This is a genomic window from Paenibacillus sp. IITD108, assembly GCF_036541265.1.
Classification (GTDB): domain Bacteria; phylum Bacillota; class Bacilli; order Paenibacillales; family Paenibacillaceae; genus Pristimantibacillus.
Genome location: NZ_JAZHCT010000004.1, coordinates 193907 through 206725, shown reverse-complemented (window position 1 = coordinate 206725; position 12819 = coordinate 193907). Strand labels below are relative to the sequence as shown.

10 protein-coding genes are annotated in these 12819 nt (G+C 48.2%); 8 read left to right on the top strand and 2 right to left on the bottom strand.

Annotated elements, in window-relative coordinates; translation table 11 throughout:
* The first annotated feature begins 23 nt into the window (after positions 1–23).
* The 8 genes from V1L65_RS05250 (at position 24) to V1L65_RS05215 (ending at position 10640) form a co-directional block, all read left to right on the top strand.
* Entirely contained in the window at positions 24–230 is a 207-nt protein-coding gene (locus V1L65_RS05250; protein ID WP_331698025.1) for a hypothetical protein, read from the top strand.
* A 329-nt stretch (positions 231–559) separates the two neighbouring features.
* Positions 560–2803 carry a heparin/heparin-sulfate lyase HepB gene (gene hepB, locus V1L65_RS05245; RefSeq protein ID WP_331698024.1) on the top strand — a complete coding sequence of 748 codons (2244 nt, stop codon included), beginning with the start codon at positions 560–562 and terminating at the stop codon, positions 2801–2803.
* On the top strand, positions 2790–4253 hold the full coding sequence (locus tag V1L65_RS05240; protein ID WP_331698023.1) for a sulfatase family protein: 1464 nt from the start codon (positions 2790–2792) through the stop codon (positions 4251–4253). The genes hepB and V1L65_RS05240 overlap by 14 nt, the downstream gene beginning before the upstream one ends.
* 16 nt (positions 4254–4269) lie before the next feature.
* On the top strand, positions 4270–6144 hold the full coding sequence (locus V1L65_RS05235; protein WP_331698022.1) for a hypothetical protein: 1875 nt from the start codon (positions 4270–4272) through the stop codon (positions 6142–6144).
* A gap of 26 nt (positions 6145–6170) precedes the next feature.
* A complete protein-coding gene (locus V1L65_RS05230; RefSeq protein WP_331698021.1) occupies positions 6171–7307 on the top strand; it encodes a glycoside hydrolase family 88 protein in 1137 nt (378 codons plus the stop codon).
* Between the two features lie 57 nt (positions 7308–7364).
* Positions 7365–8816 (top strand): sulfatase family protein, encoded by a 1452-nt coding sequence (locus tag V1L65_RS05225; RefSeq protein WP_331698020.1) that lies wholly within the window; start codon positions 7365–7367, stop codon positions 8814–8816.
* 63 nt (positions 8817–8879) lie between these two features.
* Positions 8880–10373 (top strand): DUF3604 domain-containing protein, encoded by a 1494-nt coding sequence (locus V1L65_RS05220; RefSeq protein WP_331698019.1) that lies wholly within the window; start codon positions 8880–8882, stop codon positions 10371–10373.
* A gap of 99 nt (positions 10374–10472) precedes the next feature.
* The gene (locus V1L65_RS05215) at positions 10473–10640 is read left to right on the top strand and encodes a hypothetical protein (protein ID WP_331698018.1); all 168 of its coding nucleotides are present in this window, start codon (positions 10473–10475) and stop codon (positions 10638–10640) included.
* A 50-nt stretch (positions 10641–10690) separates the two neighbouring features.
* On the opposite strand, the gene V1L65_RS05210 is transcribed toward V1L65_RS05215, so the two are convergent.
* Both V1L65_RS05210 and V1L65_RS05205 read right to left on the bottom strand, forming a co-directional pair.
* The gene (locus tag V1L65_RS05210; protein WP_331698017.1) at positions 10691–11923 is read right to left on the bottom strand and encodes an MFS transporter; all 1233 of its coding nucleotides are present in this window, start codon (positions 11921–11923) and stop codon (positions 10691–10693) included.
* Between the two features lie 21 nt (positions 11924–11944).
* Complete coding sequence (locus V1L65_RS05205; RefSeq protein WP_331698016.1) at positions 11945–12394, bottom strand: MarR family winged helix-turn-helix transcriptional regulator; 450 nt, start codon at positions 12392–12394, stop codon at positions 11945–11947.
* Positions 12395–12819: the final 425 nt, after the last annotated feature.

Here is a 12819-nt window from a genome sequence, read left to right as displayed (position 1 = left end):
AATCCTAGGAGGGTGTCGATTAATTGTGGGCAACTATTAGTAAGCAAAAAGTAAGGGGAACGAAGAGCAAGATTGGGAATGGAGAAGCGGCAGCGTCCGCCTTTGTAGGCCAATTTTATCCTTTACAGGGGTTATTTCATCAAAAAAATTGGACTACAACAGCGGTCGGAATCCCAAACTTGATCGTAGTAGCATCCCTTTCGACTGCTTATTGCCCTATCCACAATTAATCGACACCCTCCCTAGTAGCGTTATTACACCGAAAAAGCTTGTTTTGAAAATGTAACGAATCGTAGCGTGCTTATTGGGTATAAAATGGTGCCCAATGACCATTTGTTCACAGATAGCGTCTCTGTGATTCATTAGAATTTCAAAAGGGGCATTTTATGCGAAATAGCGTATTCAGGATTCGTTAAAAAATGAAAGCATCTCGAGTTCCGCTCTAGGTCCGTTATGCAGACTATTAAGCCGCTGTAGAGCTTCTTCAATTGTATACTTTTTAACAGCTTGACTTTTGCATCATTAATTATACATTTCGCAATCAGGGGTGGTGAGGCAAGTGTGGAGCAAGCCGAAAATAACGCCGCCCGCAGAGAGGCCTTGTTTATTTCTGCGTGCAGAAAATATTGAGCCTCTGCGCAAGCGGCTGCAGCATGCGGATATGCAGAGCATGTGGGAGCGCATGAAAGCTTTTGCCCCTCAGTCGGAAGAGGCATGGCTTGAGCTGTCTATGGGCGGCACGCTAGATATTGTATATGCGATTGAATCCTATGCGCTGCAATATTTGGTGATGGAGGACAAGCAGCTTGGGCTGTCTGCGAAGAAGCTGGCGCTGCTTGCATCCAAGCGCAGCTTCAATCCCAATTTGCAGGATATTTCGCGTGAAATAGGACGGTTGATGGTGGCGCTGGCGCTAGTATACGACTGGTGCAATGCACTGCTTGATAAGGAAGAGAAGCTGCAGCTGGTCAGCCAGCTCAAGCGGCTTGCAGGTCTGCTGGAATGCGGATATCCGCCGGTCCATGAAGGAGCCTTCGTCGGACATACAAGCGAATGGATGCTGATGCGCGATATGATGGCAGCTGGCATCGCGATCTATGAGGATGATCCGGAGATGTACGACTATGCCGCAGGACGATTTTTTGAGGAATTCGTACCCGCACGCAATTTTTTCTATCCCTCCGGCTGGCATCATCAGGGTGATAATTATGGCAGCTATCGCTATCAAGCGGAGCTGTTTGCCACTTGGTTATTTGGCAGAATGGGCTATAAAGAGGTGTTTGATTCCACGCAGGAATTAATAGGCTATCAATGGATTTATACACGCAGGCCAGATGGCAAGCTGCTGCGGGATGGCGATGCGGACAATCCGCTGTATGCAGAGAATGAATATATTCAACTGTTTCCGCTCGTTTACCTAATGGCAGGGAACTATTACAATAACGGCTATTTTTTGCAGCAGCAAGCGATTGAGCATCCGTGTATTCCGGATTTATATTTGCTTTTCGCCTTGCTGTTTCATAATCCTGGTGCAGAGCTAAAGCCGCTGCAGGAGCTTCCGCTTACCCGATATTTTGCAGAGCCGGCCGGCATCATGATTGCGCGTACGGGCTGGAATGAAGGAGCGGCAATCAATAAGCAGTCCTCTGCAGTAGTGGCTGAAATGAAAATAGGCATGTATCAATACAACAATCACCAGCATCTCGATGCCGGTGCATTTCAAATCTACTATAAAGGCTATCTCGCGATCGACTCGGGCATTTATAAGGGTTCATCGGGCAAGTATCAGTCGCCGCATAACAAGTACTATTTCAAGCGCACAATCGCTCATAATGCCATGCTGGTCTATGATCCGGATGAGATTAAGGAGCAGCCTTATATTTTGGATGGCAAGCTGACCTGGCCTAATGTGATAGATGGCGGGCAGCGCTGGCCTGGCGCAGGCAAGCCGCCACAAAATTTAGCTGAGCTGCTGAGCGGACAATATGAGCGGGGCAAGGTGCTTGCACATTCCTACGGGCCTTGCAAGCAGGAGCCGGACTATTCTTATTTGAAGGGTGATTTGACAAAAGCCTATTCAAAGAAGGTGCGGAACTATACACGTTCCTTTGTATTTATCAATTTAAAGCAAGAAAAAATACCAGCCCTCATGATTGTTTTTGACGCAATAGAATCAGCCAGCAAAGCATTTGAGAAAACGTGGCTGCTGCACAGCGTCGAACAGCCAAAAGTAACAGGCAAGCGCTCGGTTATTGCACGGACGGAGGAGGGTTACAACGGTGAACTGGTCGTTGATACTTTGTTGCCAAAAAAGGCGGTTATCACCACCGTTGGCGGAGATGGCAGGCAATTTGAGTCGCGCGGCGTTAACTATGCCAACGATTACTCCGCCACAATCGAGCAGGGCTCCTGGCGCATTGAAGTGAAGCCGGAGGCTGCTGCAGAGCGCGATATCTTCCTTCATGCCATGCAGATTAAGGATCATGATGGAACAGAGGCTGCCGCAGCGGTTCTGGCAGAGGATGAGAAAACAGCAGGCGTCCTCGTGCAGGGCTGGCTGGTGTTGTTTAGCCGAAGCGGCTTGTTATTCGAGGATAAGCTCTTTATCGCCGCTGACCATACGTCAACTCGTACAAATGTGCTTATTGCGGATATAGCTTGCGGAACATGGCTTGTCTGTCGCAAGTTTCCTGATGGCCAACAAAGCTGTCAACCGTTCGAAGTGACGGAAGGCGTGCTAAGAGCAGAGATTGGCGCTGAAGAAGTCATAGTGGAAAGGATGAGGACGGATGGAGACAAGTAAGCTGAAAAAACCGCATGTCGTAGTCATTATGGCAGATCAGCTGCGTTATGACGTTGTCAATGAACGCTATATGCCGAATGTAAGCAGACTGATGAAGGAAAGTGCCGTGTTTGAGAGGGCTTATTGCGCTTCACCATTATGCGTGCCGGCCAGAGGTGCGTTTTTTAGCGGCATGTACCCGAATGTGAACGGCTCGCTTATTAATCCTTGGGAGCCGCAGGATGCCGAGTACGGTTATGTCCATCCAGGCACAGCGAATATGTACAGCATGATGGAGGAGCAATGGGATTGCTGGCATACCGGAAAGCAGCATTTTAATATGAAGGATATTCAATCGAACTGCTCTAACATTCATTGGCATACCTTGGAGGATCATTACAATGATTACTTGCAGCAGCATGGCAAACGCTCTCCGGGCGGACCTCGCTTTAAAGGCATCGTTCCGGAAATGGCAGGAGGAAAAACAACACGCATCAAGCGTTATTCGATTCCGACAACCGGCTGTTATGAGGAAGGGCTAGAGTATTTCTATGACGGCTATATTACAAAAACCTCGCTGGATGCGATTCGCGGAAGAGACCGCAGCAAGCCTTTGCTGTTAAGTGCCATGTTTGTGGCGCCGCATCCGCCGCTTGATGTGCCTGAGCCCTGGTACTCGATGTATAAGGATGAGCCGCTGCCTGACAATGTTGCACAATGGTCCTATGGGCAATCGCCCTTGCAGCTGTACAATCTGACTGGAGCTATTGGCAACAGTTATTCGAAAGAACAATGGCAATCCATTTGGCAAGTATATTTAGGTTTAGTATCTTTGCTGGACTACTGTGTGGGGCAATTAATAGATGAGCTGAAGGAACAGGACATTTATGACGATACGCTCCTTATATTTACGAGCGATCACGGTGAGATGCTGGGCTCGCACAGGCTGTATCAAAAAATGTGCATGTACGAGGAGTCGGTTCGTACCCCTCTTGCCATGAAATTTCCTAAAGCAAGCAGTATAAGCCCGCAGACTATTGCAGAGCCAGTCAGCGCTGTTGATGTTATGCCGACACTTGCCGATTATTTGCAGCTTGAGGGCGGGGGCGCTTTTTCCGGCCAGTCTTTGATGCCGATAATTAATGGTAATAAGTGCTCGGAGAGGGATATTTTTGTACAGTTTGACGGTAATGGAGCGCGCGGCAACTTCCAGCGCACTATGATCCGCGGAACGAGCAAGCTTATGGTGGATATATTCAAGGATGAGCTGTTTTTGGAGCTTTACGATATAGAAGCGGATACGCAGGAGCAGCAGAATCTCGCTATTGAGCCGCCGCATGCTGAGACTGTAAAGTCCATGCTGGCCAGCCTGGATAAGCATATGAAGGAAACAGGGGATATGCTTGCGCTTCCGGCCGATGCCTATGAGCAGTTTATCGAAAGCTATGGCACTTTTATTAAACGCCCTTAGAAGGAAGGGGAAAGCGATGGAAGCAAATCAAAGCGGAGCTATGCTGCGCCAAGAGATGCAGGAACTTATTCAATTTTGCTGCGACAGGCTGATTGAAGCTCAAGTGACGGCTAAGGGGCACCCAGATGAAGGCGGAATTTGGTGCAAGGGCTGCGGTACCGTTCATGGGCGCAGCGGCGATGCTGTATTCCCGCTTTATTATATGTATCTGGTTAGTGGAAAAGCGAGATACCGCGAGGCGGCCAAACGGTTACTGCTCTATATAAGCAGAACGCAGGAAGAGGATGGCGGCTGGCGCAATGAACCGGAGTCCGATTGGAAGGGAACGACGGTGTTTCAATTGCTCGCGCTATGCCATGCCTATGATCAGCTGACACGATTTTTGGCGGACAATTCTGATTATTCAGACGAAAAGACAGACAGCTTGAGGGCGGACAGCGCAGAGCTGCTGCCGCTTATTGCAAGCTCAGCGCAATGGGTATCGAATACGTTTGGCGATGGCGGCAATACGAATATTAATTATTATTTGTCATCCGCGTTAGCGCTGCATCTGGCTGACCGTATCGTGGAAGTGCCGCAATATAGCAAGCAGGCCAAACAGCTTATGCATCATTTTATTGATACCCGGCTTAGCTATGACGGCTGGCTGTACGGCGAAAAGACAAGATTGAGGCCCTTTACGCAAATGACCAGCATGATTGATATCGGGTATAACCTTGATATGTCGATTGGAGCAATGGCGGAGTATGCTCGTCTAACCAATGACAGCAAGGTGATGGCGGCATCCGTGCATGCTCTTGCTGCGCATATGAACATGATGTACCCTGACGGCTCAATCGACAATTCCTTCGGCAGCCGCAATTATAAATGGACGCTGTTCGGCAGCAAAACCGCTCACGGCTCGCAGATGGCCTTTATGCTGCTGGCGAATGGACATCCGGCTTTTTTAAGAGCGGCTGAGCTGAATACAAGCTATTTGAAGCGAAGCTTGCGATACTGTGACGGACTATTCGGATACGGACCGATGCATGAGCAAATGTTCGAGCACGGCTGCATTCATTCTACGATTAACCGATCAGATGCATTGTCTGTTGCCATAGCTTACGCGACTGAGCTATGTTCGCCTGCAAAACCGCAGCGGCTGCCATCAGAAGAGAGCTTCGGTGCCCGAAGCTTCAAGGAGCTTGCGGTTATTCAGCTGCGCAAGCAGAAGTGGATGGCAACTGTCAGCTGCACTTCTGTACGCAATGCGCCGACAGGCGGGGCAATCAGTTATTTATGGCATGAAGAGGCAGGTCCTATCCAGCTTGGCGCAATGACGTCCTATCGCCTATACGAAGCATACAATATGCCGCAGGCATTGCCGCATATGGACCAGCCGATAACGCCAAGAATTGAGCTTATGCATGAGGGCAGAGCCTATAGCAATCTTTATGAGCATGAAGCTCATGGAGCGGTGGACGCCAATATCAATAAAGCTGAAGCAGTGGTGAACGGCAGGCTAAAAGCAGTTGATAACCAGAGCTGTTATGACTGCGCCGCATTTTATAGCATCCGTTACAGCCTGGAAGACGATGCCGTGATTAAGCATTACGAGCTTGATATCAGGCTTGCCTGCGACAGGCTATCGATTATTGAGCCGATACTGACTGCCGGCGAGCCTGTATGTAAAGCCAGCCGCGGCCAAAGAAAGCTGATCGCTGACGTATTGGAGGAGAAGCAATTGGAACTCACCTATGAAGGGGAGTCATTCGTGCTGGATGAGCATAGCCTGACTGCCCGTGCGGTGTCCATTTTTCCTTCCGCTATTGCGGTGCCGCTGCGTTGGGATATTGCCAAGGTAACGCCAGGTGTCTATTCGTTTCAAATTCGAATGCTTATTAAATCATAGATTAAACAGGAAGGAGCGATCTGACGATGGAGAAGCAGCAATGGGCAGAGGAAGCGTGGCAGCGTACTTCCAGCAAGATCAAGCAGATGAGCGAGGCGATCGGGGCAGGCTTTCCTCATGCCAGCCAGAATGGCAAATACGATCGGACTGCAGCGAGTGCCTGGACATCCGGGTTTTGGCCGGGGCTGCTTTGGCTTGCCTACAGGGAAGAGCAGGATGAGAGCTTAAGACAGCTTGCTGAGGTTTGCGAAGCCGCTCAGGATGAGGCGCTCGATGAATTTACAAAGCTGCATCATGATGTTGGGTTTATGTGGTGTCTCAGCTCGGTAGCCAGCTATAAAATAACAAAAAATGAACAGTCGAAGCAGCGCGCTTTGAAGGCGGCCTCCATACTCGCTGGCCGGTTTAATCCGCAAGGCAGCTTCATTCGCGCTTGGAACAGCTATGTATGGCGCAACGAGGAGCATAACGAAGGCTGGGCAATTATCGATTGCATGATGAATATAAGCCTGCTCTTCTGGGCTTCGGAGGAAACTGGCGATGCCAGATATCGTCATATTGCAATGCGGCATGCGGATACTGTGCTCAAGGAATTTATTCGGGCCGACGGCTCCGTGTACCACATTGTCTGCTTTAATGCAGAAACAGGAGAACGGGAGTCAGCGCTTGGCGGCCAAGGCTACTCGCCTGATTCTGCGTGGGCCAGGGGAGTAGCCTGGGCGATATACGGTATGGCAATATGTTATTCCTATACGAAGGAAGAAAGATATTTGCGCGCAAGCCAAAAGACGGCTCATTATTTTATGGCTAATTTGCCGGAAGATCATATTCCTTATTGGGATTTCAGGCTGCCAGCCTATGAGGGCGCGCCGCGCGATGCTTCCGCAGCGGCAATTGCAGCAAGCGGCATGCTGCTGCTAAGCGAGCTGCTGCCAGCAGATCAAGGCGGCATGTACGAGCGCTGCGCACTTCGCCTGGTAAAGGCGATAGATCGTCAGTGTGCCTGCTATGACAGCGGGAATGAAGCTATCGTATTGCATGCAACAGGTTCTTTCCCAACCGGTAAAAATATCGATGTGCCGCTTATTTACGGTGATTACTTCTATGCCGAAGCATTAACCAGACTGTTAGGTAATAGCGGCAGCCGCCAAATGTTTTGGTAGAAATAGAAATAGAACAGGGATAGGTGCAAAAAAACAATTTGGAATGGAGGAATCCGGTTGAGAATCGTTTATTTGGATATAGATTCATTGCGTCCAGATCATATGGGCTGCTACGGATATAACAGAAATACAACACCAAATTTAGATAAGCTTGCAGCCGAGGGCGTGCGCTTCAATCAAGTATATACAGCCGCTTCCCCTTGTGCGCCATCAAGAGCCAGCTTTATGTCAGGACGCTTCGGCATCAACCATGGCGTGCTTACTCATTGGGGCGCTGGCTGTCATTACGAATACCCCGAAGGGGATGGTCACAGTAAGGAATATCCGTTTTTGCCGCGTTTGCTGCGGGAAGCGGATTACCGCACGATTACATTTTCATCTTTCGGTGACCGTCATCATGCCTGGTGGTATTTTGCCGGCTGGAATGAAATCCATACGCATACGCTGAAGGGCGGCAATGAGGACGCTCATGAAGTAAATGCAGCGGTATTGCCTTGGATTAAAGCGCATGGCGCAGAGGATAATTATTTCCTGCACATTCAGTACTGGGATGCGCATTCGAAATACACATATCCGACTTCCTATGCCGAGCAATTTGCGGGAGAGCCGGCGCCGGAATATCCGACAGCGGAAGATATTGCGCGTCACCGTCAGGATACTCATCCGCGCTCGGCAGCTTTTCTGCACTGGAGCGACGACTTCAGCAAAATTCCGCAGGCTACGATGCCTTTGGAAATTGCAGACCGCAGCGATTACGAAAAGCTGATTAATGGTTACGATGGCGGCATATCTTATTTGGACAAGCATATTGGCGACTTGATGGAAGCATTCCGCGAGCAGGGTGTGCTTGATGAGGTTTGTTTTATTATTAGCGCCGATCATGCGGAATCGTATGGCGAACAGGGCGTTTATTTGGAGCATGGCATGGCGACGGAGGCTGTGCATCATATTCCGCTTATTATGAAATTCCCTGGACTCAGCAAGAAAGGCCATGTTAATGATCAGCTGCATTATAATGTAGATGTTGTAGCGACTATCGCTGATTTGGCTGGTTTGCCGAAGCCAAGCGGGTGGGACGGCCGCTCGTTGCTCCCGGCACTATCTGGCGGGCAGGTGGAGGAGGATCGTTCCTTTCTCGTGCTGGAGCATGGATTATACGCCTGCCAGCGAGCTGTTAGAACGAATAAGTGGCATTATATCCACACTTACCATGAAGGCTTCTATCAATTGGAGCCGCATATTTTATATGACTTGGAAAATGACCCCTTTCAGCGTATCAATGTGGCAGGGGAGCGTCCGGATGTGATCGAGCAGCTTGGTGCTGAGCTTGAAGGCTGGATTGCGGAACAGATGGAGCATAACCTGATGGAGCAGGATCCAATGATGGAAATTATTGAAGACGGGGGGCCTTTCCGTTATTTGAAGCCAAATGATTGGGCAGGCCGTCTGGAACGGGCCGGACGCAAGGAAGAAGCGGCAGCTGTGCTGGAGCGCTTCGGCACGGTATAGGCCCAGCTGAATGAGCGCTGTGAAAGAATGGCTTTATTTAAAATAGACGGAGGAGATATAAATATGCAAACCTATTGGGGAGATATACACAATCATTGTGGAATTAGCTATGGCTTCGGCGGCTTGGAAAATGCGTTGAAAGCGGCAAAGGGACAACTGGATTTTTGCGCGATTATCGGACATGCCTCCTGGTATGATATGCCTGAGCGCCAGGCGCCGCTAGAATTTCTGGTTGATTTTCATACAAAAGGCTTTGCCAAGCTGGCAGGGCATTGGGATCAGGTTAGAGAGACGGTAAAGCAATACAATAAAGATCATGAATTCGTTACTTTCCAAGGCTATGAAGCTCATTCCAGCGAATTTGGCGACCATCATTTTATTTCGCCAGATGATGATTTTCCAATAGAAAAAGGCAAGTCGCCAGCAGATATTATTGAAAAGCTGAAGCCGCGCCGCGTAATCGCTGTACCCCATCATGTCGGTTATACGCCTGGCTATCGTGGCGGAAACTGGGATTCCTTCAATACGGAGATCAGCCCTATTGTAGAGGTCGTATCGAAGCATGGCTGCGGCATGTCGGCAGAAAGCCCGTTCCCTTATTACCATGATATGGGGCCACGCGATTCCAAAAGTACGGTATATGCAGCGCTTGCGCGGAAGCATCGCATGGGCTTCGTTGGCTCAACGGATCACCATGCAGGCTATCCGGGATCCTATGGAGACGGAAGAATGGCGGTTATTGCTGCAGAGAAAACAAGAGAAGGCATTTGGGATGCCATTTTGGCCAGACGCACCTATGCAGTAAGCGGAGATAAAATCGATTGCCGCTTTACGCTCAACGGCGCTCCTATGGGCAGTGAGCTGGAAGCGGAGATCCGCAACATTCAGCTAGATATTACAGCATGCGACCGGATTGAAAAAATCGTTATTTTTAAAAACTTGCGTCCATGGCGAGCAGTAAGCAGCTGGGATTTACTGAAAAACCCGACTGTCAGCGGCTCAACGTATAAAGTGAAAGTTGAAATGGGCTGGGGCGACAATAAAGAAGGCTATTTATGGAATGCGGAAGTGAAAGTAAAAGGCGGCATTCTTCGTTCTGTGGAAACTTGCTTTAGAGGCAGAAGTGTACTTGCTCCGACCCCAGAGCTTAGAGACGATCCGGATTTAAATGCGCTTGGCAATGCGGTTCATAGCCAGTCAGACTCGCATGTAAGCTGGTCCTGCCTGACTGTCAAAAATCCGACAACGCTTCATCCGCATACGGGCGGCGTTATTCTTGAGATCGATGGCGATCCGCATACACAGCTGGAGCTTGAAGCAAACGGTATAGTTATTACTGCTACGATCAATGAGCTGCTAAATGGCAATATTACACAGCATAAGCATAGCTTTAACTCGGAAGCGGTAGTTATTCATCCTGCTGTTCCGATTGAGCAATACGCATACAGCGGCAGCTTCACTGATGCGGAGAAGGAAGACGCTTGTGATGTTTATCATGTGGAGATTCAACAGGTAAACGGTCAATGTGCCTGGCTGTCGCCAATTTATGTAGTGTAATGAAAATTCATGCCTGGCGGAGTATATTCCTTTGAGTTTGCCACCATTTGCAAAATAAATGCGCAGGAAGCCATTCTGGCCTCTGCGCATTTTCTCTGTATGGGAACGGACAGGAATGGAGAAGCGGCAGCGTCCGCCTTTGTAGGCCAATTTTATCCTTTACAGGGGTTATTTCATCAAAAAAATGGGACTACAACAGCGGTCGGAATCCCAAACTTGATCGTAGTAACATCCCTTTCGTTTGCTTATTGCCCTATCCACAATTAATCGACACCTCATTAATGACCATAGTTTGGCGAAAAAGGAGCCTACGGTCATTAGTGACCATTACCACTTACATTCGAAGCGGTGACAGTAGAAGCGGTTTTTAGCATAACAGCTTGCTGCTTGGCAGCCGTATTACGATTCACCAGCATATAAACGACGGCAAACAGCACCATAAAACCAGCTGCATAACGATACATAATCGCATAGCTGGATAGGGAGGCGATGGCTCCGAGCAATAATGCGCCTAACGCTACGCCAAGGTCAGTCGAATTGTAAAACATGCTGTTGGCCATGCCGTGCTGCTCTTTGGTCGAGATCCGCAGCATCCAAGCTTGAATGGTCGGTTGAATAGCGCCAAAGCCAAGCCCATACAGCAACGCTGATACGATCAGCATCGGAATCGTTGTTGTAAAGGAAAGCACGACCAGGCTGGCAATGACACAAACAGCGGAGGGCAGCAATACGGCGCCATGCCCTTTACGGTCGAACAGCCTTCCGGAAATAGGACGGATAATAACGACAGTTACAGCATTAAACAAGAAAAATAAACCTACCTGGTCCAGGCTGACGGACTTGCCGTATAGAGCGATGAAGCTGAGCAAGCCGCTATAAGTAATAGCCAGTATCATATTAAGCGAAGCAGGAAACAATAATTTGAAATTAAACCGCTGTTTGGCTGCTGTAGAATGTACGATTTTGGCTGGCTCAGGCGGGATTGATTTGGTCATGAAAATTAAGGGGAAAATAATAATGACAGTTAATGCACCTACAATAGACAGAGTACGAAAGCCGAATTGCTGCATCAGGTTAAGGCCGATAAGCGGACCGATCGACAACGCGAGGCTGGTCGATAAGCTGAAATAACCAATTCCTTCTCCAAGCCGTTTGGAAGGGATGATTTGGGAAACCAACGTCGGAATAATCGTACTGGCCATTCCAAACCCTATCCCGTAACCGACTCTGAGCAATAGCAGCGATCCAATAGTGCTGGCAATCACATAAACAGCAGTTGTCAAAGCGGCGATAATTAAGCCAATGTACAAAATAACATTACGATGAATTTTACGGATTAAATAAGCCGTTAAAAAACGAGTTGCAATCGCTGAAATAGCAAAAACGCTCGTAACCAAACTTACCGTTACATCTCCTGCCAAAAATTTGTCCTTCACATAAGCCGGGAAGGAGGAAAGCAGCAGCTGTAAATTAAGAAATAATAAAAATGAACATAGCGACAGTGTAATAAATGATTTCGTCCATAGTTTGGACGAATTTTTCAATTCCATTAATATATAACCTCTTTTCGTCTAGCTTTTCATAAGTTGACTAGTATGGGTGTGAATGCGACGAAGAGCCTTCATAAAGACATCATATTCTTCGTTAGTCATGCATCGTTGTATATCAGCAGTAATGGACTGCTCAATAGGTTCTGTTTGCTCAAGCAGTGTGCGCCCCGAATTCGTCAATGAAACAAGAAAAGCGCGTCGATCCTCATCATTCACTTGTTTTTCAACCAATCCTTTTTTGAGCAAATGATCCAAAATTCTCGTAGTTGTAGGATGATCCTTCTCTGCCAGCTCGGCAATATCCCGTTGAATCATACCGTCAGTTCGGCTGATATGATATAAAACCGACCATTGCTCAGGTGTAATGTCATAAGCTTTCAAACGCTGCTGCAATAAGCCTGTTAATTTACGATATGCTACGCCCATTAAAAATCCGACAGACTGGTCAAGCTGATTAGGTTGTAAAGTCATCTTCATGTCTCCTGTGATCATTGTCACTAAATTAGTTGTTATAACAATTATATTTGCGACAACTAATTTCGTCAATGGAAACAGGAAGAAATGCCGCGCGTCCTAAGCTAAGGTGTGCCGTTTCCAGATGAAATAAAGGAATAGAAAAACCGTCAAGAAAAGAACGGGAACTCCAAATGACAGTTATGTCATAGAATTGGAGGCCGTTCAAAGCTTGACGGTTTGTTGTATTGCGGGCACTTTTTATGGCCCTATGCGACGATGTTGATTCAGCAGGAATATGCAAGATTCAGCTCATTCGCTCATTCTAAAGTCTAACGGTAGCAGGGAGACTGTCGATTAATTGTGGATAGTTGCAACAAGCAATAGAAAGGGGTATCACTGCGATCAAGATTGGGATTCCGACCGCTGTTGTAGTCTGATTT